Origin of the sequence: Brevibacterium sp., from assembly GCF_052105255.1 — a bacterium.
Taxonomy (GTDB): Bacteria; Actinomycetota; Actinomycetes; order Actinomycetales; family Brevibacteriaceae; genus Brevibacterium; species Brevibacterium linens_B.
In genome coordinates this window covers 1-26,733 of sequence record NZ_JBQDYQ010000033.1, presented here as the reverse complement: position 1 = coordinate 26,733, position 26,733 = coordinate 1, and the positions used below count along the sequence as shown (strand labels likewise).

21 protein-coding genes are annotated in these 26,733 nt (G+C 66.4%); 14 read left to right on the top strand and 7 right to left on the bottom strand.

Annotated elements, in window-relative coordinates; genetic code table 11:
• Positions 1-143 precede the first annotated feature (143 nt).
• The 3 genes from ACTIIH_RS10395 (at position 144) to ACTIIH_RS10385 (ending at position 4,465) form a co-directional block, all read left to right on the top strand.
• The gene (locus ACTIIH_RS10395) at positions 144-764 is read left to right on the top strand and encodes a LemA family protein (protein ID WP_441091838.1); all 621 of its coding nucleotides are present in this window, start codon (positions 144-146) and stop codon (positions 762-764) included.
• The gene (gene truA / locus ACTIIH_RS10390) at positions 761-1,615 is read left to right on the top strand and encodes a tRNA pseudouridine(38-40) synthase TruA (RefSeq protein WP_441091839.1); all 855 of its coding nucleotides are present in this window, start codon (positions 761-763) and stop codon (positions 1,613-1,615) included. Before ACTIIH_RS10395 ends, truA begins: the two co-directional genes overlap by 4 nt.
• Positions 1,616-1,834: 219 nt before the next feature.
• A complete protein-coding gene (locus ACTIIH_RS10385; protein ID WP_441451670.1) occupies positions 1,835-4,465 on the top strand; it encodes a 5'-nucleotidase C-terminal domain-containing protein in 2,631 nt (876 codons plus the stop codon).
• Between the two features lie 278 nt (positions 4,466-4,743).
• On the opposite strand, the gene ACTIIH_RS10380 is transcribed toward ACTIIH_RS10385, so the two are convergent.
• A complete protein-coding gene (locus ACTIIH_RS10380; RefSeq protein WP_441451669.1) occupies positions 4,744-6,885 on the bottom strand; it encodes a hypothetical protein in 2,142 nt (713 codons plus the stop codon).
• Positions 6,882-9,350, bottom strand: a complete 2,469-nt coding sequence (locus ACTIIH_RS10375; protein ID WP_441451668.1) for a hypothetical protein — start codon at positions 9,348-9,350, stop codon at positions 6,882-6,884. Before ACTIIH_RS10375 ends, ACTIIH_RS10380 begins: the two co-directional genes overlap by 4 nt.
• Positions 9,351-9,619: 269 nt before the next feature.
• On the opposite strand from ACTIIH_RS10375, the gene rplM reads away from it, so the two are divergent.
• The 3 genes from rplM (at position 9,620) to glmM (ending at position 12,209) form a co-directional block, all read left to right on the top strand.
• The gene (gene rplM, locus ACTIIH_RS10370) at positions 9,620-10,063 is read left to right on the top strand and encodes a 50S ribosomal protein L13 (RefSeq protein ID WP_101543309.1); all 444 of its coding nucleotides are present in this window, start codon (positions 9,620-9,622) and stop codon (positions 10,061-10,063) included.
• 32 nt (positions 10,064-10,095) lie between these two features.
• The gene (gene rpsI / locus ACTIIH_RS10365; RefSeq protein WP_441451667.1) at positions 10,096-10,605 is read left to right on the top strand and encodes a 30S ribosomal protein S9; all 510 of its coding nucleotides are present in this window, start codon (positions 10,096-10,098) and stop codon (positions 10,603-10,605) included.
• Positions 10,606-10,856: 251 nt separating this feature from the next.
• Positions 10,857-12,209, top strand: a complete 1,353-nt coding sequence (gene glmM / locus ACTIIH_RS10360; RefSeq protein WP_441451666.1) for a phosphoglucosamine mutase — start codon at positions 10,857-10,859, stop codon at positions 12,207-12,209.
• Between the two features lie 81 nt (positions 12,210-12,290).
• Here glmM and ACTIIH_RS10355 read toward each other — a convergent pair whose 3' ends face one another.
• Together ACTIIH_RS10355 and coaA are read right to left on the bottom strand one after the other, a co-directional pair.
• On the bottom strand, positions 12,291-14,153 hold the full coding sequence (locus ACTIIH_RS10355; protein ID WP_441451665.1) for an ABC transporter ATP-binding protein: 1,863 nt from the start codon (positions 14,151-14,153) through the stop codon (positions 12,291-12,293).
• Positions 14,154-14,402: 249 nt separating this feature from the next.
• Positions 14,403-15,440, bottom strand: a complete 1,038-nt coding sequence (gene coaA, locus ACTIIH_RS10350) for a type I pantothenate kinase (protein WP_441091846.1) — start codon at positions 15,438-15,440, stop codon at positions 14,403-14,405.
• Between the two features lie 103 nt (positions 15,441-15,543).
• Between coaA and glmS the strand changes: the two genes are divergently transcribed.
• The 8 genes from glmS (at position 15,544) to ACTIIH_RS10310 (ending at position 24,113) form a co-directional block, all read left to right on the top strand.
• Complete coding sequence (glmS, locus tag ACTIIH_RS10345) at positions 15,544-17,418, top strand: glutamine--fructose-6-phosphate transaminase (isomerizing) (protein ID WP_441451664.1); 1,875 nt, start codon at positions 15,544-15,546, stop codon at positions 17,416-17,418.
• A gap of 73 nt (positions 17,419-17,491) precedes the next feature.
• Positions 17,492-17,962 (top strand): holo-ACP synthase, encoded by a 471-nt coding sequence (locus ACTIIH_RS10340; RefSeq protein WP_441451663.1) that lies wholly within the window; start codon positions 17,492-17,494, stop codon positions 17,960-17,962.
• A 76-nt stretch (positions 17,963-18,038) separates the two neighbouring features.
• A complete protein-coding gene (locus ACTIIH_RS10335; RefSeq protein ID WP_441451662.1) occupies positions 18,039-19,343 on the top strand; it encodes a M20 metallopeptidase family protein in 1,305 nt (434 codons plus the stop codon).
• A 106-nt stretch (positions 19,344-19,449) separates the two neighbouring features.
• A complete protein-coding gene (locus ACTIIH_RS10330; RefSeq protein WP_441451661.1) occupies positions 19,450-21,066 on the top strand; it encodes a bifunctional ADP-dependent NAD(P)H-hydrate dehydratase/NAD(P)H-hydrate epimerase in 1,617 nt (538 codons plus the stop codon).
• Positions 21,063-22,277 (top strand): alanine racemase, encoded by a 1,215-nt coding sequence (gene alr, locus ACTIIH_RS10325; RefSeq protein WP_441451660.1) that lies wholly within the window; start codon positions 21,063-21,065, stop codon positions 22,275-22,277. Before ACTIIH_RS10330 ends, alr begins: the two co-directional genes overlap by 4 nt.
• Complete coding sequence (gene tsaE, locus ACTIIH_RS10320) at positions 22,274-22,879, top strand: tRNA (adenosine(37)-N6)-threonylcarbamoyltransferase complex ATPase subunit type 1 TsaE (protein ID WP_441451659.1); 606 nt, start codon at positions 22,274-22,276, stop codon at positions 22,877-22,879. The genes alr and tsaE overlap by 4 nt, the downstream gene beginning before the upstream one ends.
• Positions 22,876-23,610: a tRNA (adenosine(37)-N6)-threonylcarbamoyltransferase complex dimerization subunit type 1 TsaB gene (tsaB, locus tag ACTIIH_RS10315; RefSeq protein ID WP_441451658.1), complete on the top strand. Its 735-nt coding sequence runs from the start codon at positions 22,876-22,878 to the stop codon at positions 23,608-23,610. The genes tsaE and tsaB overlap by 4 nt, the downstream gene beginning before the upstream one ends.
• Positions 23,607-24,113 carry a GNAT family N-acetyltransferase gene (locus ACTIIH_RS10310; RefSeq protein WP_441451657.1) on the top strand — a complete coding sequence of 169 codons (507 nt, stop codon included), beginning with the start codon at positions 23,607-23,609 and terminating at the stop codon, positions 24,111-24,113. The genes tsaB and ACTIIH_RS10310 overlap by 4 nt, the downstream gene beginning before the upstream one ends.
• Positions 24,114-24,131: 18 nt before the next feature.
• On the opposite strand, the gene ACTIIH_RS10305 is transcribed toward ACTIIH_RS10310, so the two are convergent.
• The 3 genes from ACTIIH_RS10305 to ACTIIH_RS10295 form a co-directional block, all read right to left on the bottom strand.
• The gene (locus ACTIIH_RS10305) at positions 24,132-24,770 is read right to left on the bottom strand and encodes a heme oxygenase (biliverdin-producing) (RefSeq protein WP_441451656.1); all 639 of its coding nucleotides are present in this window, start codon (positions 24,768-24,770) and stop codon (positions 24,132-24,134) included.
• A 183-nt stretch (positions 24,771-24,953) separates the two neighbouring features.
• Positions 24,954-25,136 carry a hypothetical protein gene (locus tag ACTIIH_RS10300; RefSeq protein WP_441451655.1) on the bottom strand — a complete coding sequence of 61 codons (183 nt, stop codon included), beginning with the start codon at positions 25,134-25,136 and terminating at the stop codon, positions 24,954-24,956.
• A gap of 593 nt (positions 25,137-25,729) precedes the next feature.
• A partial coding sequence (locus tag ACTIIH_RS10295; RefSeq protein ID WP_441451654.1) for an IS110 family transposase occupies positions 25,730-26,733 on the bottom strand: 1,004 nt, incomplete at its 5' end.

The following is a 26,733-nucleotide window of genomic DNA, read 5'->3' as shown; positions in this document are numbered from 1 at the left end:
CCCGTCGGCGACATCTGGCCGAAATCGGTCCGCGCACAGACGCCCCGGTGTCCGGGTGGTGGCCTGTTCGCGACGAGTCTGAACCCCGCGTAAACTGAGGTGTCGGAGAAGCTCGCGCAGCACAGGGAACGAGGAGATCGGCCATGGTCTGGTTCATCGTCGGCGGTTGTGTACTCGTCGCCCTCATCGTCCTCTTCGTCGTCCTCACCGTCCTGCGCTTCAATCAGCTGTCCATGGCCCGGTCGCTGTGCGACGAGGCCAGACGCCAGCTCATCGGTGAGATCCGTGCCCGCCACGCTCTCGTGCCCGCCTATATCGGCACGCTCCAGCAGATTTCCGGGCAGGACCTGTCCCGGCTCGAACTCGCGCTCGCCTCCGCCGAACGAGCCCCTTTCGACCACCGTGGAGCCGCGGCCGAGAACGCTCTGACCGCCGCAGTCGACGACGCCGCCGTCATCCCCGCGGCGCTGACGGAAAGGTCCCTGACCTCGGACTCTGCCCGGTCCCAGCGGGCAGCGGTCAACGAGGAAGTCGACACGACGATCCAGCTCCTGCACGGTCAGCTGCAGGTGCTCACCGAACGGATCCTCGCAGGCGCCCGCTTCTACAACACGAACGTCGACCGCTATCACCGACAGAGGGCACGACTGATCTGCCGCCTCTTCGGCGGGGTTTTCAAGCCTCGCGCCCCATTCACCGAGGCGATCGACGACGACGGCGGGCCCGGCATGGCGGGCCCCGCCTCGGCGAGGGTGACTCCATGACCCGCTTCCGCCTCGATCTGGGCTACCGCGGCACGGATTTCCACGGGTGGGCCAAGCAGCCGGGGCTGCGCACGGTCCAGGCCGCCGTCGAATCCGGGCTCGAGCGGATCGCCGGCACCGAGGTGGCCACCGTCGTCGCCGGCCGCACCGACGCCGGCGTCCACGCCCGCCGCCAAGTCGTCCACATCGATCTCAGCGATGAGGCGATCGGCAAGCTCATCGGCCAGTCGAATCGACCCGCCGAGGCGGCCCTCCTGTCCCGTCTTCGCGGAGTGCTGATCGCCGGTGAGTTCCACGATATCGTCGTCCACGCGGTGACCGAGGTGCCCGAGGACTTCGACGCCCGGTTCTCCGCGCTGTGGCGGTCCTATCAGTACCGTTTGGCCGACCACCGGTCCTTCATCGACCCGCTGCTGACCCAGGTGACGCCACGCCACAAGGGCGAGCTCGACGCCGAAGCCATGGCCGAGGCAGCGAGCGAAGTCCAGGGACTCCACGACTTCCTGCCGTTCTGCAAACCCCGGGAGGGCGCGACGACGATCCGCACCCTCCACGAACTGCGCGTCGAACGAGACCAGGACGCTGTGATCACCATCGATCTGCGCGCCGACGCCTTCTGCCATCACATGGTCCGTGCGCTCGTCGGCGGACTCATCAAGGTCGGATCCGGCAACTGGGCGGTGACCCGTCCCGCCGAGCTCATCGCCGAGGCGGACGCCGGTCTGACCCCGGACGTGCCCATGTTCGTCACGCCTGCCGAAGGACTCGTCCTCACGGAAGTCGGCTACCCGGCACCCGAGGACTACGTGGCTCGGAACGCCCAGACGATGGCCCGTCGCGCCGAGGAATGACCCGACGGTTCGCCGTGGGCGTCGGCCGAAGCATCAAGACCCCTTTTATCACGCAATTCTCGATTATGTGAGAATTCCTCTTTCCAGGTGTGAGAATCCTGTGTAGATTCACATGTAAGTAACTTTCAGTTCGCATTGGCACTGCAGGATGGAACCTGTCTTCATCCCCACCAGCACGGTTGATGTGCGCCTCACTGAACGATCGAAGGAACCGAATCTATGTCGAAACTTGTGACCAAAGTGCTGGGTGCCGGCGCTGCAGTGTCGATGCTGACCCTGCCCGGCCTCTCACCGGCCATTGCGGCACCCTCTCTGGGAGACGGAAACTCCGCCGCAGACAGCGTCACGACGCCGAGCGAATCGGCGCCCGCTGACCCCGACCAGCCGTCGAACGAATCATCCACCGGCAAGTCCGAGACGGCGGAGGACGCCGCCGATGAGCAGGACTCCGGCAGCGCTGCGCAGTCGGCGCCCGAGGGCACCGCGGTCCAGCTGCTCAACATCACCGACTTCCACGGGCGCATCTCCGAGGCAGGCACTCAAGTCGCCTCGGTGGTCGAAGACGAACGCGCGAAGTTCGGCACCGGCGGCGACAATGCGGGCACCGCGCTGCTGTCGACCGGTGACAACATCGGCGCCTCGACCTACACTTCCTCGTCGCAGAACGACACCCCCACCCTCGATGTCCTGGGCGCCATGGGACTCGACGCTTCGGCCGTCGGCAACCACGAATTCGACAAAGGCATCGATGACCTGACAAGCCGCGTGAGCGACGAAGCCGATTTCCCGTACTCGGCAGCCAACGTCTACGACAAGGGAACCCAGAACGTCGTCGACGGTCTCGACGAGTACTCCATCGTCGACGTGGCGGGAGTCAAGATCGCCGTCATCGGCGTCGTCACCAAGGACACGACCTCGCTCGTCTCCCCGGACGGCATCGCCGACCTCGATTTCGGCGATCCCACGGACGCAGTCAACCGCGTCGCCGACGATCTCGAGAACCTGCCCGACGACGAAAAGCCGGATATGACAGTCGTCGAGGCCCACCTCGGCGCCTCATCGGCTGAGAGCCTCGAGGATGCGGAGGCGTCGAACGCCGAGTTCAAGAAGCTCGTCACAGAGGCCGACGCCTCGGTCGACGCCATGTTCACCGGCCACACCCACATGCCGTATGCCTTCGAAGTGCCCGTGCCGGGAGAGTCCGACCGAACCCGTCCCGTCATCGAAGCCGGCAGCTATGGCGAATACGTCGGGCAGGTGACCATGAGCGTCGACGGCAACGGCGACTGGCAGGCAGGCGGCATCAACCTCATCGAGACCGAAGACCAGAGCTTCGACTCCGAGGTCGTCGACAAGGTCGCCGCCATCGTCAGCGACGCAGAGGACGAGGCCAAGGAGCTCGGCTCCGAGGTCACCGGCACGATCAGCGAGGACATCACCCGCGCGAAGAAGAACGGCGAGGAGGACCGCGGTGCCGAGTCCACGCTCGGCAACCTCGTCGCGGATGCACTCAAGGAAGGCGTCGAGGAGACTCAGCTCGAGGAAGCCGATTTCGGGATCACGAACCCGGGCGGACTGCGCACCGACCTGCTCTGCGATGACATCTACAACGAAGAGGATAAGTGCGCAGTCACCGTCGCCGAGCTCAACAGCGTGCTTCCCTTCGCCAACGACCACGGAGTCGTGACGATGAAGGGTTCGGACGTCATCGGCCTCTTCGAGGAGCAGTGGCAGCCCGACGACGCGTCCCGCCCGTTCCTGCACCTGGGCATCTCGGATGACCTGGACGTCATCTACGACACGGACGCCGACAAGGGCGAGCACGTGAAGTCCGTCAAGGTCGATGGCACGGACCTCGACCCGGACAAGGACTACCGGGTCGCGACGCTGAGCTTCCTCGCCACCGGCGGTGACAACTTCTCCTCCTTCGCCAAAGGCGACTTCGAGCAGTCGGGACTGACCGACTTCGAGGTCTGGGAGAACTACTTCAACAAGCACCAGGCCGAGGGCGAGGACGTCACCCCGGACAAGAATGAGCGCCAGGCCGACGCGGCTAAGGACGTCATCGACAGCGGGGACCTCACCGCGGAGCTGACCGGGCCGACATCCATCAAGCCCGGTGAGAGCGCTGAGTTCGCACTCAGGACGAATGCGAAGTCCGAGGTCGCCGGCCCCATCGACGTCACCGTCGACCTGCCGGAGGGATACACCGCCGAGGTGGCCCAGCAGTCCGGAGGTCAGTCGGCTACCGCGAAGGCTGCCAAGGGCGCGTCCTCTGAGGTCAGCGCCGAGGCGGCTGCCACGACGATCACGCTCGAATCGATTCCGGCGGGGGAGTCCGAGACTCCGGTGACCGTGACCGCACCGACAGATGCGTCCGGCGAAGTGACCGTCACGGTCAGCGTGCAGGCGAACGCCGATGGTCCGTGGTGGGACGACAACCCGCTGCCGCTGGCTCACGAGTTCGAAGCCACCGCTGCAGTCGGTGACGACGCGAACGCCTCGGCCGGCGACGACGGTGCGGCCGACGGCGGCAATGCCGACGGCGGTGCCGCTGACGGTGGGGACAGCACGGCCGGCGGCAACGCGGACGGCGGGGACAGCACGGCCGATGGATCCGATAACGGTTCGTCGAATGCCGGCAGCGGGGCCGACGGTTCGAACGCCTCGGCCGACGGCGGTGCGGCTGATGGTTCGGGCGCCGATGCGAACGGTTCGAAGGACGGCGGTGACCTGCCGCGCACCGGCTTCGAGACCGTCAACATCGTCGCCGCGGCCTTGGCGCTCATCGTCGCCGGCACCACTGCGGTCACGATCGTCCGCCGCCGCAAGCTCAGCCTCCAGAGTTGAGTCGGCTGCTCAGCACCACCTGACGCTCAGGCGAGACCATCGCCGAGACCGGCGGGGCCGGAGAGTTCATCTCTCCGGCCCCGCTGTCGTTGGCCCAGCTGTCGTTCGCAGGCGGTCTTCGACCGGAGAGCCTCCTGCGCGGGGTATCCCTCACCGGTAGTGCCGCACCCGCGCGCCGCTTGCAATATGCACCGGTGCAACGGGGCATTGTGTCGCTGCGGGGATGGTTTGCGAGGAAGGGTGGGTGCTGACGCTATCGGTGCGTGATGCTCGCAGAGTCAGGAGTGCTGCGTTGCGTCACCGGTGGCGTCACCGGCCGCCGGGACCTGTGGGCGGCCGGCGCGGAAAGTCTCGAGGTGAGTGAGCACCGGGACAAGGAAGAGGATGCCGACGGCCGGGACCACGATGCCCGAGTCGTTGATGAGAGTGCCGACTCCCAGCAGAATTGCCAAGCTGATCATCGCAGCTTTCAGCAGCGGAATCCGCCGGTATGTGTCTTGGAGTCCCTGCAGCCGGAACCGCTGCGGATCCAGCGCCATCCAGAACACGCCGATGATGATCAGCGGGAGTACCAGAGTCATCCACGACTGGGTGAGGATGTCGATGTTCATCCCGATCTTGCGGGCCAGGACGCTGAGCGCCTGACCGTTGATGATCGAATCGAAGAACCGGCCGAAGTGCGTGCGCTGATCGGCCGGGCGCAGCCAGTCGAGGAACAGCACGGTGAGCATGACGAAACCGGCGATGCCCACCGTCAGCCCCAGCCGTTTGATCGAGAACCGGATGCTCGCCGCCGCCAGCACGAGGTAGGCCACCCCGACGATGAGCGTCGGCACGGACCCGAACTTCGTCCCCAACCCCGGTGCGGCCAAGATGACGCACGAGACGAGCACGGGCACAGTGACGATGAGAACACGGTGCAACGGCTTCGTCACCAGGGACGCGAAGCCGGTGACTGCCAACAGCAGCGCACAGCAGTACAGTGCCAGCGCGGAGTTCCCGATCCCGTAGAATCGGGAGGCGATGAGCAGCGGCTCGCCCAGCAGCGTCGACATCTGCAGCTGGGACCCGGTGACGACGTCGTAGGCGAGCACGACGACGGTCACGGTGGACACGAAGAGCACCGGCCCGAACGTGTGCCGCCGCCAGGGGCCGAGCAGCGCCAGCACCCCGAGCAGCAGCGACCACCCCGCCAGAGCACCGAGCATCGCGATGTCCGGATTCGTCGCCCGTTCCCACGGCACGGTGTTGACCAGATACGTCGAGATCGGCATCGCCGCGAACACGACACCGAGGCGGTACGCCCCGGATCGGACGAGCTCCCGGTGGTTCTTGCGCATGAACCACGCCAACGCCAGCAGCCCGACCATGAGCGTGGCAACGACGGGGAAGAACCAGGTCGACAGATCGTTCTGCGTCTTCACCGCCACCTGCCGGTCGAGCACGGCCTGATAGCGCGAATGCCAATCGGATCCGTGCGCACCCGAGGTCATCGGTGCCCCGGCCGCGTTGTCCATCTCCTCGGCCCCGGACAGAGCCGCGAGCGTCGGTGCCAGGTCGGGAACCTGTACCAGCCCCGGCTGGCGCGTCGACGAGGAGGTGAGCAGACCCGCCGGCTCACCCGGTTCGACCATCATCGTCGCCTGCATCGACGAGCTTTCGTGCGTGCCGTCGGCGATCGAGGAGAACACCACGGGCACGGTTCCCTCGCCGAGGCGGTTCGGCCGGTCCGCACTCATCCACCCCGTCGATTCGAGGATGTCCCCGACCTGTGCATCGAGATTCTTCAGAGAGTAGCCGTCGGCGGCGGTGTTGCCGAGATCGACCAGGGTGAGCTCACCGTCAGAGGCCGATTTCGCCACGTCCTCGCCCAGGTCGGGCCCGACGGGCGACCAGTTCTCGACACGGCCGGAAGGGGAGGCCGCAGCGATCGCGGCACCATTGCCGAAGGCACGGATATCGGGCACCGCCTCGGCCAGCGCCCCGAGGGACGCATCGTAGTTGTCTCCGCGGGCCACCTGCGCGTAGACGTCCCAATCGGCGACCCAGCCGTCGAGCGGCGAGGCCGGTACGCGGCACTGATCGCGGGGTTCGTCGGCGGCTCGCCGTCCCGATCCGAGACCCAGCCAGCCGTCGACCGGGCAGCTCGTCGAGCGCACGCTGCGCGGGGTGATCGTCCCGATCTGCCCGCCCTTCATCATCACCCACAGGTGCGGTGTGGTGCGCGGGTCGAGGTCCTCGAAGCGGAACCCGGAGACGTTGATCGACACGACCCCGGAATTCGCCGAGGCGGCCCCGCTCTTGCTCTCGCCCGCGGCCGGGGCCGCCTGCCCGGCGTGGGGCAGGCCGAGGACGAGCAGAGCGATGGCGAGCATCCCGAGGAGAATCCGGGTGGCAGGGGAGGTCACGGGGGCGCTCATCGGTGGGTCTCCTCGGCGTGTTCAGCACTGAGCGCCAGCAGGAAGGGCAGGAGAACCATGGCCCCGGTCGAGGGCACGGCGACACCGGAATCGGTGAGCACGAGCCCGACGCCGAGCCCGGTGGCGGCGGCGAGGAATCCATAGTGCAGGTCGGAATCGGCGAAGAGCTGGGGGAGCCGACCCCGCCACTTGTTGACCAGGCGCCCGGTGCGGCTGCCCGCGTGGACGCGGGGGAAGTGGAGGAGGTAGCGGAGGAAGACGAGGATCGCGATGACCGCGAGCGGGGTGACGATCGCCAGGGCCGGGTTGATCTGGATGATGTGGAGGTTCGCGCCGAGCTTGCGGCCGATCACCTGCAGGGCCTCACCGGTGACGATCTGGTCGAAGAACGTGCCGAAGTGCGAGCGTGCCCCGGCCGGGCGCAGCCAGTCGAGGAAGGCGATGCCGATGAGGATCGCCACCGAAGTCAGACCGATGAGGGCGAGGCGCAGCAGAGTCAGTCGGATCTTCGTCAGCAGCGCCACCAGGACCATGAGGCCGGCGAGGATGGCGATCGTACCGCCGAACTTCGCACCCCACGACGGGTTGCCGGAGACGAACACGGCAGCCAAGCCGATGACGATCGGCACGATGATCACGGCTTTTCGGCGGCCGCGCGCCCGCAGCCACGACACCACAAGCCCTAAGAAGATGAAGAGGCTGACGATGAAGATCGCCGCACCCTGATTGCCGAGCCCGTAGTAGCGACCGCCGACGATCGGGTTGTAGCCGAGCAGCGAGTTCGCCTGCAGGTGGGACCCGGTGGCCAGGTCGGCAGCGAGAATGAGCAGGTTCGCCCCGGCCAGGGCCCCGACCCGTCCCCGCCAGGTCCGTCCCCATGGTGGGATGAGGGCGAGGACGAACAGGACGGCGGCCGTGCCGATGACCGAGAGGTACAGGCCGAGTCCGGGATCGGCCGTCCGCGACCAGGGGACGAGCCCGGCGAGGAACGCCCCCATCGGCAGCGACGCGACGGCCAGGGACACCCAGCCGAGGAAGCGGTGGACGTGGGCAGCTCGGGTGGCGCCGCCTCGGCGACCGAGGATGGAGCGGTTGAGCAGGACTGCGCACGCGATGAAGAGGACGTAGAAGATGATGTCGAGGGTGATGGAGAACGTCGAGAGATTCTGGTGGATCGTCGTCGACTTCTGCGCCTCGGCGACGAGATCGTCGATGCGCTGCTGCGGATCATCATCGGTGGGGGTGGAATCGAAGCCGACGGCGCGCGGGGAATCGACGTCGAGGACATCGAGGATGCCCGGCGCCAGATCCGTGATCTGCAGCAGCCCCGGGGTGCGGGTCGTCGCCGAGGACAGCGACCCGGGTTCGAAGGCGGGGCCTGCGGCGATGAACGCCCGCAGCTGCGGCAGACCGGAACTGTCACCGAGGCCGGCGACGATGATCGTCGGATCCGCGGCCCCGTCCTTCGCGTTCTCCCGCACCTCCCGCAGACGCACGCCGAGGCGGCGGTCGGCTTCGGCGACGCGGGCCTCCCGATCGAAATCCGGGGGAACCGTATAGGAGTAGTTCGGGATCGGGTCGAACAGCCAGGAGCGGATGCCGATCGCACCGAGGTCGACGACGCCGAGGCGGCAGTCCGTGGCGGTCGCATCCTCCGTGAAGTTCGTCACCACTCCGTTGTGGTCCGCGGCCGCATAGGCTGCGCCGGGACCTTCGGCTGCGAGGCAGGGTTCGAGCAGCGAGTCCGCATCGGCCGCGTCGGTGCCGGCGGGCACGGCCTTGCCGGCTTCGGTGACGGCGCGCGCGAGCATGCCGTAGTCGACGGAGTAGCCGGAGCCGATATTGGGCTCCTTGACCGCATCGAAGCCCTCGATCCGAGCCGTCGTCGTGCTGGCCGCGGATTCGTCGCCATGAGCTTCATCACTGTCCTCGGCGTCCTTCGCCGAGGCGGCCCCGTCCTCGGCGTCCGCGGAACCGTCCGTGGTGGGGGCGATCATCGTCGGGCATCGGGCCGAGTCATCGGCGTCGGCATCCTCGGCGGCGGGGGAGGGCCCGGCCTGCGCGCGGGCGCCCGCGCCGAAGGACAGCCAACCCGATGCCGGGCAGGTGGCGGCGCCGATCGTGCGCACGTTGAGGTTCGCGGCCGCACCCTCGGTGAGCAGGCGGTAGAGGTTCGGAGTGCGCTCGGGATCGATATCATCGATGGTCAGGCCCGGAATGCCGAAGACGATCGTCTGTCCGGCCGGGGGTCTGCTGGTGTCAGTGGACTGCGCGGAGGACGCATTCGCATCAGCGGCCGAACCGTCGGCCGCTGCCATACTGTCTGTTGATGCAAGACCATCGGTTGATGCCGACGCGGAGGCGGGGCTGAGTCCGAGGCCTGCCGTCAGAAGCCCGACCAGCAGGCCCAGCATCAGGATTCTCAATGCGGGAAGGCGGAAGAGCAGGCTGGAATGAGTCGGCACAGATCAATACTATCGGCTCAGGTTTCGAGCGGCCCTGAGACCGCTCTGGGCGTTTGCTCCCCGGGCCTGCGGCCATGTATATTTGATTGTCGTTGTGTGTGCTTGTCGCACTCCCTTACATAGCCTCATGCGTTGCAGGCCCGTAGGTGAGGGGAATGCGTCGATAAGTTCACCCGATTGAAGACAACCAGCGCTTGAGACCCATTGGACTCACGACCCGATGAGGGTCCGGCGCTGCACTGAACACAGATACGAAAAGAAGGCTACTTTTGCGTACGTATACAGCTAAGTCCGGTGACGTTGAGCACCAGTGGCACGTCATCGACGCCACTGACCAGGTGCTCGGTCGCCTTGCTTCGCAGGTGGCACGCCTCCTGCGCGGCAAGCACAAGACCACGTTCACTCCGAACACGGACACCGGTGACTTCGTCATCATCATCAACGCCGACAAGGTCGCGCTGACAGGTGCGAAGCTCGAGAAGAAGCGCGCTTACCGCCACTCCGGATACCCCGGTGGCCTCAAGAGCGTGAACTACGCCGAGCTCCTCGCCACCCACCCCGAGCGTGCAGTCGAGAAGGCTGTCGCCGGTATGGTCCCGAAGACTCGTCTCGGACGTGCCCAGATGCAGAAGCTGAAGGTCTATGCAGGTGCCGAGCACCCGCACGCCGCTCAGAATCCGCAGCCGTACGAACTCAGCCAGGTCGCGCAGTAAGCGCCTGAGCTCTAGACATCCCGAGGAGAACCGTGGCTGATACCACCACCGCGACAGAAACTGTCGAAGAAGAGATCACCGAATACACTTCCGAGACTCCCGCATCCGCTGGCCTGGGCGAAAGCACCGCCGGTGGACGTGGACAGTCCCTGACCGCTCCCGGCAACGGAGTCGGCCGTCGCAAGCAGGCAATTGCTCGCGTGCGCCTCGTCCCCGGCACCGGTGAGTGGACCATCAACGGACGTACTCTCGAGGAGTACTTCCCGAACAAGCTGCACCAGCAGCTCGTCAACGAGCCCTTCACCCTGCTGGACCTGGGCGGACGCTTCGACGTCATCGTCCGGATCTCCGGCGGTGGACCCTCCGGCCAGGCCGGTGCCGTCCGCCTGGGCGTGGCCCGTTCGCTCAACCAGATCGACGCGGAGTCCAACCGCGCCGAGCTGAAGAAGGCCGGATACCTCAGCCGCGATGCTCGCGTTCCTGAGCGCAAGAAGGCCGGTCTCAAGAAGGCCCGTAAGGCACCTCAGTTCTCGAAGCGCTGATCTCGCTGGCGAACCGACTGCGGCTGGTCTGCCACTGAGTCGCAGTCATCGACAGTTCAGCATCATGAACATGAGAATGCGGTCCCGAACCTGGTTCGGGGCCGCATTTCTCATATCCGGACTCAGCTCACCCGGTCACTGACGTGGCCACGGGTGCGGTCGGCCGCCTCGGCGAAGGTGCCGATATCACGGCCGGCACCCAGCGGATCGACTAAGATCGACCCCGACATTGACGAAAGGATCCCCCCACCATGTCTCGACTCTTCGGCACCGATGGAGTGCGCGGATTGGCCAATCGCGACATCTCGGCCAAACTCGCGCTCCAGCTCTCGGTCGCAGGTTCGCGCGTGCTCAGCCGCGGCTGGACGGGCGAGAAGCGCCCCTTCGCCGTGGTCGGACGTGACACGCGTGTGTCCGGCGAATTCCTCTCCGCCGCACTGAGCGCCGGCATCGCCTCGACGGGAGTCGACGTCCTCGACGCGGGCATGCTGCCGACGCCGGGCATCGCCCAGGTCGTCAAGGACACCGGTGCCGCCTTCGGCGTCGTCATCTCCGCCTCCCACAACCCCATGCCCGACAACGGCATCAAATTCTTCGCAGCGGGAGGAACGAAGCTCGACGACGCGGTCGAAGACGAGATCCTCGCCATCTTCGACCACGACTGGGATCGTCCGACCGGCGCGGACGTCGGTCGCATCGCCCGCTATCCGGCCGCTGCCGACGAGTACACCGAACACCTTGTGCGCTGTGTCGACGCCGACAATGTGCGCCCGCTGTCGGGACTCAAGGTCGTCGTCGACTGCGCTCACGGTGCGGCCTCGATCGTCGGACCCGCCGCACTGCGTCAGGCCGGTGCCGAAGTCATCGTCTCCGCCGCCGAACCCGACGGCTTCAACATCAACGACGGAGTCGGTTCGACCCACCTCGAACCGCTGCAGCGCCTCGTCGTCGAGACCCAGTCCGATCTGGGCGTGGCCTTCGATGGTGACGCCGACCGCTGCCTGGCCGTGGACTCGCTGGGTCGCGTCGTCAACGGCGACCAGGTCATGGGCATCCTCGCGATCGGGCTCAAGGAGCTCGGTGAGCTCCGCGGCAACACCCTGGTCACCACAGTCATGTCGAACCTGGGCTTGACGCAGGCGATGGACAAGTACGGCATCAAGACCGTGCAGACGGCTGTCGGCGACCGCTACGTGCTCGAACGGATGCTCGCCGACGGGTATGCACTCGGCGGGGAACAGTCCGGACACGTGCTCATGCTCGATCACGGCACCACCGGCGACGGGGTGCAGACGGCACTGCACCTGATGAAGCGGATGGCCGATGCCAAGCGCACCCTGGCCGACCTTGCCGCGGAGATCCCACAGCTGCCGCAGGCGCTCGTCAACGTCAAGGGCGTGGACAAGAACAACGTCGATCACCCGCAGGTCTCCGCCGCGGTGGCCGCCGTCGAAGCCGAACTCGCCGACACCGGTCGCGTGCTGCTGCGTGCCTCGGGCACCGAGCCGCTCATCCGCGTCATGGTCGAAGCTGCCACCGAGGATGCCGCCGCCGCCCAGGCCGAGCGCCTGGCCGCATCGGTCAAGGAGCACCTCGCGCTGTAAGCGTTCTATCGCTCGATCAAGGGCTCGCTCAGATATGTCGCGGTTTTCCGCAGCATATTCGGGCGGGCCCTTGATCGACACTCAGCCCGAGGCGAACTGTGTGGCGTAGAGCTCGGCGTAGCGTCCGCCGCGGCCGACCAGCTGCTCGTGGGTGCCGGATTCGACGATGCGACCGGCTTCGACGACGAGGATCGTGTCGGCCTGCCGGATCGTCGAGAGGCGGTGGGCGATGACCAGAGCCGTCCGCCCGTGCATCGCCTGGGCCAGGGCCTGTTGGATCGCGGCCTCATTCGTCGAGTCCAACGCCGAGGTGGCCTCGTCGAGCACGACGATCTCCGGGGAAGCCAGCAGCATCCGGGCGATCGTCAGCCGCTGACGTTCGCCTCCGGAGAGCCGATACCCGCGCTCACCGATGACCGTATCCAGTCCATCGGGCAGAGCATCGATGACAGCGCGCAGCTGTGCCCGGTCGATGGCATCGAGCATCTGCTCCTCGGTGGCGTCAGGATTGACCAGCGCGAGGTTTGCCCGGATCGACTCATGGAAGACATGGCCGTCCTGAGTGACGACGCCGACGGCCTCGCGCAGATCGGCGAACGACAGATCGCGAACATCGACACCGCCGATGGTGATCGTGCCGCCCGTGACGTCGTAGAGCCGCGGCAGCAGCGACGCGATCGTCGACTTTCCCGCACCCGAGGATCCGACGAGGGCGACGGTGTGCCCGGCAGGAATGGTGAAGCTCAAGTCGTGGAGAACCTCATCGCCGCCGCGGGTGTCGAGCACGGAGACGTCCTCGAGACTGGCCAGGCTGACCTGAGAGGCGCTGGGGTAGGCGAAGTCGACGTGATCGAATGTCACATCCAGCCCACCGGCGGGCAGAGCCTTCGGCTGCGAGGGTTCCGTGAAATAGGGCACGAGATCGAGGATCTCGAATACGCGTTGGAAGGACACGACTGCGCTCTGGATGTCCAGACGTGCATTGGCGAGCATCGTCAGCGGTGTGTAGAGCCTGGTGAGCAGCAGTGCCAGGGTCACGACCTGACCGGCGTTGAGGTTGCCGACGACCGCCTGCACACCGCCGACACCGTAGACGAGGGCCAGCGCCAGAGCAGAGACCAGAGTCAGGGACGAGACGAATGTCGACTGCAGCATTGCGACCTTGACGCCGATATCGCGGACCTGACCGGCGCGGTCGGCGAACTCCTCGTTCTCCTGGCGGGGATTGCCGAAGAGCTTGACCAGGGTGGCCCCGGCGGCGGAGAACCGTTCGGTCATGCGGGTCGACATGTCGGCGGAGTTGTTGGCCGCTTCGAACTGCAGGGACGCGAGCTTCCCGCTGAGCATTCGGGTGGGGATGATGAACAGCGGCAGCAGCAGGATCGACAGCACGGTCACCTGCCAGGAGATCGTGACCATCACACCGACGGTCAGAGCCAGGGAGACGAAGTTCGAGACGATGCCGGACAGGGTGTTCGAAAACGCCCGCTGCGCACCGATGACATCCGTGTTGAGTCGCGAGACCAGGGCTCCGGTGCGGGTGCGGTTGAAGAACGCGATCGGCATCGACTGGACGTGATCGTAGACGGCCGTGCGCAGATCGAAGATGAGCCCCTCGCCGATCCGTGAGGACAGGTACCGGTTCGTGATCGAGATGGCCGCATCGGCGATGGCCAACCCGCCGATGGCCACAGCCAGCCACACGACCGTGGACACAGGACCGCCGCCGGTGATGGCGTTGACGACGTCACCGGCGAGCACCGGATTGAGGACGCCGATGCCAGCGGTGAGCACGGACAGCAGCAGAAAGACGATGAGTTTGCGCTTGTGGCGAGTCGCATACCCGCCGATCCGCTTGTAGATGCCCGGTTGGATGCGCGTTTCGGGGGTCTTCTTGCTCTTGACCGAGGAATACATGAGGTGATGTGCGGACGGCACGCTCATAGTGGGTCCCTTTCTGCTGCCGAAGCGACCGAGCATGCACGGGGACTCCCGTGACGGTGCGGGGGTCGCCCGCCTCCGGTCGCCGCCGCAGACAGGGGGCCTGCCGGCGGTGAGTAGTTCAGTGCACACTGTGCAACCGCCAGAGAGGTGAAACTATTTCCCCACCGCCCGGCGACTCCCGTCACAGGTCCGTTTACAAGCTCGCCGAGGCGGCCGCCAAGTCCTGATGCTCCGACCCGGCGATCCCCGTCACAGCTTCCGCAGCTGCACCTTCCGGATGGTGTGGTCGGAGGATTTGTGGAGCACGAGGTCGGCTCGGCCGCGGCTGGGCTGGACGTTCTCGCGCAGGTTCGGGAAGTTGATGGAGTCCCAGATCTCCGTGGCCAAGGTGATCGCTTCGTCATCGTCGAGCTGCGAGTACCGGTGGAAGTAGGAGTCCTCGTCCTGGAACGCACCGTGCTTGAGTTTGAGGAACCGCGAGATGTACCACTGGCGAATATCACGGGAGCGCGCATCGACGTAGACGGAGAAGTCGAAGTAGTCGCTGATGGCCAAGCCCACGGTCCCGTCCTGACGGGGGCGGGCGGGTTGGAGGACGTTGAGGCCCTCGACGATGAGCACATCGGGGGAGCGTACGACCACCTCGGCGCCGGGAACGATGTCATAGGTGTGGTGTGAGTACACAGGAGCACGGACCTCGGGGGCCCCGGATTTCACGGCGGAGATGAACTTGAGCAGCTTGCGCCGGTCGTAGGATTCGGGGAATCCCTTCCGCCCGTTGAGGCGGCGCCGGTCGAGTTCGGCATTGGGGTAGAGGAATCCGTCGGTGGTGATGAGCTCGACCCGCGGAGTGTCGGGCCAGCGGGCGAGCAGCTCGCGCAGCACACGCGCCGTCGTCGACTTGCCCACGGCCACCGATCCGGCGACGCCGATGACGAAAGGCGTGCGCTTGGCATCCTGCGGTTCCAGCCCGCGCTCGTGCAGCGGAGAGAAGAACTCCCTGGTCAGGTCGTGTTTCGCCCGCTGTGCGGAGACGTAGAGGTTGAGCAGCCGTGACAGGGGCAGATAGACCTGAGCCACCTCGTCGAGGTTGATCCGATCGCCGAGCCCGCGCAGCCGTTCGATATCGCGCTGCTTCAGCGGCAGGGGAGTGGCCTGGGCGAGCGTGCCCCACACCTCCCGATCGAACTCCCAGAACGGGGACGTCGTGTCCGGCTCGCTGCGGCGGGCTGTATTGAGTCCGGCGAGCTTGCGCGCACGGTCCAATTGAGGGTCGACATGGCTCATTCCCCCATTGTGTCACGCGGGTGCGCGTGCGGTTAGTCACGTTGACCCGATCGTGACTCGCCGGAATATACGAGAACGGGCGGGAGTGCGTAAAATCTCCCTCATGTGTGGAATCGTTGGCTATGTATCCAAGGCCCCCGTTGACAATGCCGATCACACGGCGCTCGATGTCGTGCTCGGCGGCCTGAAGAGGCTCGAATACCGCGGCTACGACTCGGCCGGTGTCGCGCTCGTGACCGAAGACAGTCAGCTCGCCTCGGCGAAGAAGGCCGGAAAGTTCTCCGCCCTGACCGAGGAGATCGAGGCCAACCCGCTGCCTGCGGCGCAGACCGGAATCGGCCACACCCGCTGGGCCACCCACGGTGGACCCACCGACGTCAACGCCCACCCGCACCTGGCCGATGGTGGCAAGCTCGCGCTCATCCACAACGGGATCATCGAGAACTTCGCCCACCTGAAGAAGGACCTCGTCGCCGAGGGCGTCGAGTTCCTCTCCGAGACCGACACCGAGGTGGCCGCCGCCCAGCTGGCCAAGAACTATCAGGCGACTGGCGACCTCACCGCCGCGATGCGCAAGACCGCCACCGAACTCGAAGGTGCGTTCACCCTGCTCGCCGTCCACGCCGATGCTCCCGGTCAGGTCGTCGCCGCACGCCGGAACTCACCGCTGGTCATCGGCCTCGGTGAGGGGGAGAACTTCCTCGGCTCCGACGTCGCCGCGTTCATCGACTACACCCGCACGGCCGTCGAGATCGGCCAGGACGAAGTCGTCACCATCACCCCGGAGACGGTGACGATCACGGACACCGAAGGCAACCCCGTCGAGGGCGAGCAGTTCGAGGTCGACTGGGACACCGCCTCGGCGGAGAAGGGCGGCTTCGCGTCCTTCATGGACAAGGAGATCCACGATCAGCCGCAGGCCGTGGCCGATACGCTGCTCGGCCGCCTCGACACCGAGGGCCGCCTGACGCTCGACGAGATGCACATCGATGAGAACGTGCTCAAGTCCGTGGACAAGATCGTCGTCATCGCCTGCGGCACCGCAGCATATGCCGGTCAGGTCGCGAAGTACGCGATCGAGCACTGGTGCCGCATCCCCACCGAGGTGGAGCTGGCCCACGAATTCCGCTACCGGGATCCGGTCGTCACGGAGAAGACGCTCGTCGTGGCGATCTCGCAGTCCGGGGAGACCATGGACACGATCATGGCCGTCCGCCACGCCCGTCAGCAGGGTGCGAAGGTCATCGCGATCTGCAACACCTTCGGCTCGACGATCCCACGCGAATCCGATGCCGCGCTCTACACCCACGCCGGCCCGGAGATCGCCGTAGCCTCGACGAAGGCCTTCCTGTCGCAGGTCGTCGCCTGCTACCTGCTCGGCCTCTACCTCGCACAGCTGCGGGGGAACAAATTCCGCGACGAGATCGGCACGATCCTGGGCGAGCTGCAGTCCATCCCTGCGAAGATCCAGCACATCCTCGACGAGACCAAGTCGCAGGTTCTGGCGCTGGCCGACCGCAATCAGGACGTCGACTCGGTGCTGTTCCTCGGCCGTCACGTCGGCTACCCGGTGGCGATGGAGGGTGCGCTCAAGCTCAAGGAGCTCGCATACATCCACGCCGAGGGCTTCGCCGCCGGCGAGCTCAAGCACGGACCGATCGCGCTCATCGACGACGGTCAGCTCGTCATCATCGTCGTCCCGTCCAAACGCGGCCGCGATTCGCTGCATGCGAAGGTCATCTCGAACATCCAGGAAGTCCGCGCCCGCGGTGCGAACACCGTCGTCATCGCCGAGGAGGGCGACGAAGAGGTCGATCAGTTCGCCTCCGAGGTCATCTGCGTACCCGAGACGACGACGCTCATGGCGCCGCTGCTGACGACGGTTCCGCTGCAGATCTTCGCGATGGAGCTGGCCACGGCCAAGGGCCTTGACGTCGACCAGCCGCGCAACCTCGCGAAGTCGGTCACGGTCGAATGATCCGCCCCGGTGCCGGACACGACAATGGTCGGTCCGGCATCTGCGTCGGTCGGGTATCTGAGGAGGTTCGATTGTGGCGATTTTAGGCATCGGAACTGACATTGCCGACGTGCCGCGCTTCGCGGAGCACATCGAACGCGTGCCCGAGCTGCTCGACCGTCTGCTCACTCCTGGTGAGCAGCTCAAACGCAACGGCAAACGCCGGACGGAGGCCTCCTTGGCGGCGCGGTTCTCCGCGAAGGAGGCGCTGAAGAAGGCGATCGGCTTCCCCGGATGGCTGCCGTGGCAGTCCGCCGAGGTGGTCCCCGCCAGATCCGGTGCGCCGAGTTTCCGTCTGCGCGGGCTCGTGCTCGAGCACTTCCGTGCCATCGGCGGGACGAATATCCACCTGTCGATCACCCACGATGCGCACCTGACGATGACGTTCGTCATCGCCGAGGGTGAAGGGCCCTCGCTGAGCCCCGGCATCGAAGGTGCCGCTGAGCACTTCACCCACTCGATGTACGGTCAGGGCGCGCGCCTGGGCGAGATGCCGGAGCAGTAGTTGTTTCGGGGCGCAAGTCAGTGAGCAGGGTCGACATCCCGACTGCGGTGGCAGCCGGTGGTAATAGACTCAAGGCATGAGCTCACTTCCCAACGACACCGACAACACTGCCGCTGTCCCTACGATCCCGACCCCCTCCGAGGCGGCCACCACCTCCGTCCACCTGCCCACCGCCGATGACGCGCACGACATCGCGCCCGGTCTGGTCACCCTGCGCCGGGCGCTGCACGAGAACGTCGAGGTCGGACTCGACCTGCCGGTGACGCAGAAACTCGTCCTCGACGCCATCGAAGGCCTCGACGTCGAGGTCACAACGGGGGAGGGGCTGTCGTCGATCGTCGTCGTCCTGCGCGGCGGTGCCCGCAAGGAGGACTCGACCGGGGTCGTGCCCGCCGTCCTCCTGCGCGGGGACATGGACGGACTGCCCGTCACCGAGGCGACCGGATTCGACTTCGCGGCCACCTCGGGGAGGATGCACGCCTGCGGGCACGACCTGCACACCGCCGGGCTCGTCGGCGCGCTCAAACTCCTCCACCGCGACCGCGACACCCTGCCCGGCGACGTCGTGTTCATGTTCCAGCCCGGTGAAGAAGGCTATGACGGGGCCGGGACAATGATCGACGAGGGCGTCCTCGACGCCGCCGGCCCCCGCGTCAAGGCCGCGTTCGGCATCCACGTCTCCGCCGACGCCGACCTCGGCGTCGCCAGCTCCCGTCCGGGTCCGTATATGGCGGCGTTCTCGAAGATGACGATCACCGTCAACGGCAAGGGCACGCACGCCTCCCGTCCGGCCACCGGCAAGGACCCCATCCAGGTCGGCGCCATGCTCGTGGGCCAGCTGCAGGAATACGTCACCCGCCGCTTCGACATCTTCGACCCGCTCGTCGTCACCGTCGGCCAGTTCAACGGCGGCACCGCCCCCAACGTGGTCCCCGACTTCGCGACCTTGGTCGTCAGTGTGCGCACGTTCTCGGAAGCTGTGACCTCCCGCGCCGAGGCAGAGCTGCCTCAGCTCGTTCGTGATCTCGTCGCCGCCCACGGTCTGACCGCCGACGTCGAGTACGAGCAGATCCTGCCGCCGACGATCAACGACGACGCCGAAGCCGAGTTCTTCCTGGCCACCTTCACCGACCTCTTCGGCGAGGAGCGGACCCTGCGCAAGGCGAATCCGCTGCCCGGTTCCGAGGACTTCTCCCGGGTGCTCGACGCCGTGCCCGGAGCCTATGGACACTTCGGAGTCGCCCTGCCGAATCTGCCGGTCGAAGAACGCGAAGCCAATCATTCCCCGCGCGCCCGCCACAGCGACGACGGCTTGGCCGACCAGGCACTGTTCCTCGCGCATCTGGCGGGGCGCCGGCTGGCGCAGCTGTCCGAGGGCTGATCCGCCCGACCCCTGGCACCAGTGCGTGAGAAGGCATACGGTGCAGGGATGAGCCCTGTGCAGGCCGACAACGAAGCAGGACCCGCGTCGTGAAGAGGAGCAGTCGATGAGTGTGTTCGCCTACCCGAGCGAGACCATCAGGGAGGCCGAAAAGCCGCTGCTCGAGGCCGACATCCCGCTCATGGCCCGAGCTGCCCGAGCACTCGCGAACAGCGCGGCGGCCATGCTGAAGGCCGACCACGGACAGGTCACCGGCACCCGCGTGAGCGTACTGGCCGGGCCGGGCAACAACGCCGGGGACGCACTCTTCGCCGCGGCGACTCTGGGAAGGCGCGGTGCCGCCGTCATGGTCATCACCCTCTTCGATCGCACTCACGACGATGGACTGGCCGCGGCACGCAGCGCCGGTGCGCAGGTGATCGCGTTCACATCGGCCGAGTCCGAGGCCGATGCGGCCCGGGCCGACGCTCTGCGCGAACTCTCCCGCGCCCATCTCGTCCTCGACGGCATCCTCGGCACCGGCGAGCGACGCGGTCTGCCCGACCACATCTGCTCACTCATCGCCGACTGGGCCCCGCACCGGACCGGCCGCCTCATCGCCGTCGACGTCCCCTCCGACCTCGACCCGAACCACACCGGGGCAGAGAAACGACTCCACGTCGACCGCACTGTGACCTTCGGCGGACTCAAGACCGAACTCGTCGATCCGCGCGTGGACGGGTTCACCGGCACCATCGACGTCATCGATATCGGCCTCGGCCTCGACCCCAGCTCGGCCACCGCGGAGCTGCTCGATCACGATGATCTCGTCACCGGATTCCCTCGCCCCGATGCGACCGGGCACAAATACTCCCGCGGTGTCACGGGGGTCCTCGCCGGATCCGAGGACTACCCGGGCGCGGGAATGCTCACCACCACCTCGGCGGTGAACACCGGAGCGGGCATGGTCCGCTATCTCGGCTCCCCGCTCGTCGCCGAATACGTCCTCGGCCTCCACCCCGAGGTCGTCAACGCCTCTGGCCGCATCGACTCCGTCGTCCTCGGCCCTGGTGACCCCGAGACCGAATTCGTGCAGAACGTCGCCGAGGCGCTGACCGGCAACCGCACACCGGTTGTCGTCGACGCCGGCGGCATCGACATGATCGGCCGGGCCGAATCGATGGCAGGCACCTGGCTGGCCGACCGCCCGCTCATCATCACCCCGCACGCCGCCGAGCTGGCACGGCTGCTCAGCCGCCTCCTCGGCGAGATCATCACCGCCGGTCGGATCGGGGCGAACCCGATGCGGTGGGCGCAGCGAGCCGCGGAGCTGACCGGCGCGATCGTCCTGCTCAAGGGCCATCACACGGTCATCGCCGCCCCCGACGGGCACGTCGTTCTGCCTGCACCGGGGCCAGGCACCCTCGCCACGGCGGGTTCCGGGGACGTGCTCGCCGGGATCCTCGGCACGCTCGCCGCGATCACCGCCGCCCACGGCCGCTACGATAGCGACGATCGGACGCGTCCACCCCGCGAGTGGGCTCGTCTGGCCGGACTCGGAGTGCTTTTGCACAACGAGGCCGGCCGGCGCGCGGTGACCGCGTCCGGGTTCGCCGATGCCCTCGCCGAGGTGGTCGGCGAACTCATCCACGGCACCGACGCTGGGGGATCGGCCTCGTCCGGCCCCGGCAGCAGATCCCGATACTGCTGGTCGACGGGGGTCGGCGGTAGTCTTATCCAGTGACAACTTTCGACATCCCCGAGGCTCTCGTCCGGGCCGAGATCGACGAGGCGGCCCTGCGCGACAACGCCGCCGTCCTCGCCGATCGCCTCTCACCCGCCCGCCTCAAATGCGTCGTCAAAGCCAACGCCTACGGCCACGGCATCGACCTCGTCGCACCCGCTCTCTTCTCGGCAGGTTGGCGCGAGTTCTGTGTGGCCACGATCCCGGAAGCCCTTCGCCTGCGCAGCCTGCTCGGCCCCGAAGCGCAGATCCTCGCCTGGCTCTACGGACCGACCACCGACCTCGACGAGGCGGTGCACGCTGACATCGAACTGGGAATCTCGACGGTCGGAGCCCTCGACCGGCTCGCCGAGGCGGCCCGCCGCACCGGCGTCACAGCCCGAGCTCATCTCAAGATCGACACCGGACTCGGCCGCAACGGACTGTCCCCGGAGGCTCTTGTCCGCGCCTTCGACTGGCTGCGCCGCCACGCCGAGGACAGCCGCACTGATGACGCCGAAGACGGCGACGCTGCTGCCGATCTCCGCATCGTCGGAATCATGAGCCACTTCGCCGTCGCCGACGAACCCGAACGTCCAGAGACCGCTGCGCAGAGCGCGGTCTTCTCCTCCGCCCACGGGCAGCTGCGGGCAGTGCTCGACGCCGCGGACGGCCGCTTCGGCGAATCGGACGACCTGGATGTGCACATCGCGAACTCACCGGGAGCGCTCACCCTGGGACCGTGCCCGGGCACCTCGGCGCGGGTGGGGCTCGCCCTCTACGGTCTGTCCCCGCTCGAAGACGGAGATCCGACGGCTCTCGGACTCCGGCCGGTCATGCGGCTGACCTCCAGCGTCATCAATCTCAAGGACATCCCAGCAGGTCACGGTGCCTCCTACGGGCTGACGTTCACCGCCGCGACCGATACCCGGTTCGCGCTCGTGCCCGGTGGGTACGGGGACGGACTGCCGCGGGCGGCATCCAACCGCGCCGAGGTGGCCATCCGGGGTCGTCGTTACCCCGTCGTCGGTCGGATCGCCATGGATCAGATGATCATCGACATCGGTGCCGGCAACGATGAGGTGGCCATCGGCGACGAGGTCGTCATCTTCGGTCCCGGTGGGCCGAGCGCGGCCGAATGGGGGACCTGGGCGAATACGATCAACTACGAGATCGTCACTCAGCTCAGTGCCCGCGTCGACCGGGTCGCCCGGAAGGGAGACGACCGATGAGGGTCCATCTCGAATCCCTGGAGCAGATGCGCTCCTTCGCTGCGGCCCTGGCCGACCACTTGCGCGCCGGCGACCTGCTCATCCTCACGGGCAACCTCGGTGCGGGGAAGACGACGTTCACGCAGTCGCTGGGCAAAGCCCTCGACGTGGCCGGGCGGATCACCTCGCCGACGTTCGTCATCGCCCGCGAGCACCCGTCTCGCTCGGGCGGCCCTGCCCTCGTTCACGTCGATGCGTATCGGTTGGCCGACGGGGAGGAGCTCGAAGACCTCGACCTCGACTCCGAACTGGATGAGTCGATCACGGTGGTCGAATGGGGAGCCGGCCTGGCCGAGCAGCTCAGCAGCGACCACCTTGACATCACCATCACCCCGGTATGGGACGAAGACGCGGGGGACGACGACTCGGTCGGCATGGACGACGAGGACGAGGTGGAGGACGAACGGCGCACCGTCGACGTCACCGGCCGCGGGGATGCATGGATCGAACGCATGCCGGCGGTTGAAGCCGCTGTCTCGGCGCTGGCAGGCCTACGAGTCGACGACCCGGCCTCGGCAGATCTGCCTGCCGAGGACTTCGCGGATGAGGGAGACGAATCATGATCATTCTGGCCATCGACACCTCGCAGTCGGCCTCTGTGGCCCTCGTGGATACGGACACCGGTTCGGTCATCGCCGCTGAACAGGCCGATGACCAGCGTCGACACGTTGAGTTCATCGGTCCTGCGCTCGCCGGCGTGCTCGCCGAGGATGCCCAGCCCGAACTCGTCATCGTCGGCATCGGACCCGGACCCTTCACCGGTCTGCGAGTAGGAATCGCCGCCGGAATCGCCGTCGGCCAGGCCCGCGGGATTCCCGTCAAGGGACTGCTGTCCCAGGCCGCGATCGCCGAAGAGTTCGTCCGCAGGGCAGAAGGCTCCCCAGCACCTGCGTCGGAGGCCGCGTCGCCCGCCGCGGACGCCTCCGGCCGCCCCGTCATCATCGCCTCGGATGCCCGCCGCAAAGAGGTCTATTTCAGCGTCTACGACTCCGCCGACGCCACGCTGAACGCCGGACCGTTTGTGGCCAAACCGGCCGAGGTCGCTTCAGTTCTCGCCGATAACGGCTTTCGGCTCGAGACGATCGAGGACAGGCTCGGCCGTGGGTTCCTCCTCTATCCGGACATTCTCGGAGAGCCGAGCGTCGAGTCCATCACCGACCCTCGTGCCGAATACCTTGCTTTCGCCGCGGCACGGGAACTCGCCGCCGGCCAAGAGCTTGCCGAACCGATTCCCGAATACTTGCGAGACGCCGATGCGAAAGCGACCCCGGTACGCGAGAGCTCATTGAAATGACCTCCACGACCATCGCCGAGCTTCCCTGGTGGGACCTCGCCGAGGTGGCCGACCACGACGCGGCGATTTTCGGTCCGACCGCATGGTCGCTCGGCTACTACTGGTCGGTCAAGGCGCAGAACGGCACGGTCATGCTCGCCGCCAGGATCGCCTCGGCTGGGGAAACGAATGTGGACGGCGCAGACACGGATAGTGAGTTCACCGCCTCCGCGGGGGAATTGGCCGGGTGGATCGTCATGTCCGGCGCCGGTGCGGAAGCCGATGTGATGACGATCGCCACCACCGAGGCGGCACGCGGCCAGGGCATCGGCCGCGCCCTGCTGCAGGCGGGAATCGACTGGGCGAAGAACCGCGGAGCCGAGGTCGTCCACCTCGAAGTCGATGAACGCAACACCGCAGCCATGGGGATGTACGCATCCTTCGGCTTCGAAGAATGGGGACGGCGCCCGGACTACTATCCGGGAGCCGCGGGAATCCTCATGCGTCTGCGGATCGGCGCCTGATCCTTCTCTAATGGCACCCTAGGCGACTGGAACCGTGCGCTGCTCGGTCGCCTCGGTGAGGTCGACGAGCAGTGCTTCGTTGAGTCGGAAGGCCTGCATCGTCTCGTCGATGACGATCTGCTCATCGCCGCCGGTCGCTGCCACCCGGTCGAGGCGGCTGCGGTAAGCATCCTTGTACGGCTTGGTCTTGCCGAGCTCTGCGAAGTCCCACATCGTCAGCGAGGTCGCTGGCAGACCGTAGTGCCGGCCCATGATGGTGCCGATCGCCTGACCGCCGGAGAGGTCGCCGAGGTAGCGAGTGTAGTGGTGGGCGATGACCTGCTCGGCCCGTTCGAGTCCCGAAAGCTGCGCGGCATAGGCGGTGGCACTGGGCATGACAGGCAGCTCGGCGCCGTCGAGCGCGGCCAGGTCGGCGGCGATGCGGTCGGCCCGGAACAGACGGGCGTCGAAGAACGGCGCGAAGACCGGATCCTCGGCGAACTCCCGTGACTTCGACTCGAGCACTCCGTATATGACGTCGTACTGCTTGAGCAGAAGAGCGTAGGCCCTAGCGTCGAGGTGTCCTTCCATGAGGTCGACCATGAATGTGGTGTGTTCGACCTCGTCGTGGATGGCGGCGGTGCTGGCTTTGAGGCGAGCGGAGAACGGTTCAGACATGATGTTTCCTTGGGGGAGTGCGGCCAACGGAATGCTGGTTCGCCGCCGAGGCGGTGTGATCGGCATCATTGCGTATCTATAGCTTCTGCTGCTTGGGCACATCAGCGGCGGGCTCGGTCTTCTACGCTGGCTGGCGGTCTTGGACTCGTTCGCGTTTCGCATCGATGGCCTCGGCCGCGTTCTTCAATGCGACCTCGAATGCAGGTCGAAATCGACACTTTGCGCAACCTGCGTGATGCCCTGCAGGCCGAGGCTGACATCGCGGCCGAGCGAATCACCGAGCACTCCCAAGAGCACTTGGACGCGAAGAAGCGCGAGGCGTTGAAACAACAGCGTCGTGCCGCGATAGCCGAGAGAGGCGGCCAACGCCCGTTCTCTCGAAGAGAAGATGCACGCAGCCGAGAAGGCCGAGCAAGAACGACTGGCGAAACAGGAGCGCGCTCAAAAGTGGCTCTACGATGATCCGGTCAACATATCCAGATAAATTGCTATCAAGTTATCTGAACGTTACTTGATTTCCCCGTTCTCCCATTCGTGCTGCCGCTCCTGGGGGAGAGCTTCGAGTTTGTATTTCAAGGGCTCAAGCAGCACCGTCATGGCTGCCGAGCAAAATACCCAGACTAAGAGCAGCCTGAGCAGGTGCGCGAAGTTCTCAGGTAGCCCGGCAAAAAGGTTCGTATTGGTCTCGATGCTTGGCAGTGCCAAGCCGCTCGGAAGGAGATTGACTGTGACCTCACTTCCTGGAGCGACAAGCCCGAACGCAAGGATTGCCGCAGCGGACCCGAGCTGCCAATTTGCAATCCGTTTGAGAAGGAGCAGAGATCGCAACGTGCCCCTATGTTTTAGGTCAAGGGGTAGCCGCCAGATTCTTCAAGAATATTCGGTAGGAGTCGAAAGGCAGGGGTGATCGGTCTGGGAACCAGCTCCGGGACTGATCTGGTACTCCGCTACGGTTCGGTTCAGGCGGCGGTCGCCACCTCGGGTGTATGGAAGTAGGAGCCGTCGCGAAGCATCGCATACAGCACATTGCAACGGCGGCGGGCCAGGGCGATCAGTGCTTGGTTGTGCTTCTTATGCTCGGCACGTTTCTTGTCGTAATACGCCCTCGACAGCGGGTCTTTCAACGCCGCGAACGCGGATAGGAACAACGCTCGTTTGAGGATCTTGTTCCCTCGCCGCGAGGAATGGTCGCCTCGGATCGAGGTTCCTGACCGCCATGTCACCGGTGCAAGGCCGGCATAGGAGGCGAGGTGTCCGGCTGATTCGAAGTCCTTACCCACGACCTCGGTGAGGATTCTCGCTGCTGTCCTGATGCCGACTGCCGGCATCGACGTCAGGAGTTCGAAAAGCGGATGCGCTTCGACTAGCTCCTCGATGCGGGCGAAGACTTCGTCTCGCGACTGGCGTGTCTGCGCCAACGAGGTCGCCAACTGGGGCAGGACGAGCCCAGCGGCGTCGGTGCCCGACACCACCACGGTCTGCTCGTCCAAGGCGGTGAAGATCGCCGCGGCCCATCGTTTCCACGCCCTGGGTGCCTGTCGACGTAGCAGTGTCTCGACGCGGTGTTTGCCGGCATGCCGCAGTGCTTTCGGTGTCGGGTACTTCGCCAGCAGCGCCAGCATGGCGGGATGATCCAAGTGAGGGCCGATGACGGTCTCCAGCCCGGGGTGGATCTGGGTGAGCAGACCCCGGATCCGATTCGACGTCGCCGTGGCCTGTTTCGCGAGGTCATCGTCGTAGCCACACAGCATCGACAACTCGGCGACGTTCTCATCCGCCACCCGGATACCCCGCAAAGTGTGGGGCATCGTGCGGGCGGCTTCAGCGATGATCGCGGCATCACGAGCATCCGTTTTCGCCTCACCGGGGTGTAGGTCGGCGATGCGGCGCATCGCCAACCCGGGCAGATAGGCGACCGTGATGGACTCGGCCTGGGCGACCGCGACCGGCAAGGCGCCGATGG

What these genes read in the sequence shown, in the direction of transcription:
- ACTIIH_RS10310 (WP_441451657.1), top strand. Translation starts at nt 23,607, where the DNA reads ATGACCTCCACGACCATCGCCGAGCTTCCCTGGTGGGACCTCGCCGAG.
- ACTIIH_RS10355 (WP_441451665.1), bottom strand. Translation starts at nt 14,153, where the DNA reads ATGAGCGTGCCGTCCGCACATCACCTCATGTATTCCTCGGTCAAGAGC.
- truA (WP_441091839.1), top strand. Translation starts at nt 761, where the DNA reads ATGACCCGCTTCCGCCTCGATCTGGGCTACCGCGGCACGGATTTCCAC.
- tsaE (WP_441451659.1), top strand. Translation starts at nt 22,274, where the DNA reads ATGAGGGTCCATCTCGAATCCCTGGAGCAGATGCGCTCCTTCGCTGCG.
- tsaB (WP_441451658.1), top strand. Translation starts at nt 22,876, where the DNA reads ATGATCATTCTGGCCATCGACACCTCGCAGTCGGCCTCTGTGGCCCTC.
- coaA (WP_441091846.1), bottom strand. Translation starts at nt 15,440, where the DNA reads ATGAGCCATGTCGACCCTCAATTGGACCGTGCGCGCAAGCTCGCCGGA.
- ACTIIH_RS10335 (WP_441451662.1), top strand. Translation starts at nt 18,039, where the DNA reads ATGAGCTCACTTCCCAACGACACCGACAACACTGCCGCTGTCCCTACG.
- ACTIIH_RS10380 (WP_441451669.1), bottom strand. Translation starts at nt 6,885, where the DNA reads ATGAGCGCCCCCGTGACCTCCCCTGCCACCCGGATTCTCCTCGGGATG.
- glmS (WP_441451664.1), top strand. Translation starts at nt 15,544, where the DNA reads ATGTGTGGAATCGTTGGCTATGTATCCAAGGCCCCCGTTGACAATGCC.
- ACTIIH_RS10330 (WP_441451661.1), top strand. Translation starts at nt 19,450, where the DNA reads ATGAGTGTGTTCGCCTACCCGAGCGAGACCATCAGGGAGGCCGAAAAG.
- ACTIIH_RS10385 (WP_441451670.1), top strand. Translation starts at nt 1,835, where the DNA reads ATGTCGAAACTTGTGACCAAAGTGCTGGGTGCCGGCGCTGCAGTGTCG.
- ACTIIH_RS10305 (WP_441451656.1), bottom strand. Translation starts at nt 24,770, where the DNA reads ATGTCTGAACCGTTCTCCGCTCGCCTCAAAGCCAGCACCGCCGCCATC.
- ACTIIH_RS10395 (WP_441091838.1), top strand. Translation starts at nt 144, where the DNA reads ATGGTCTGGTTCATCGTCGGCGGTTGTGTACTCGTCGCCCTCATCGTC.
- glmM (WP_441451666.1), top strand. Translation starts at nt 10,857, where the DNA reads ATGTCTCGACTCTTCGGCACCGATGGAGTGCGCGGATTGGCCAATCGC.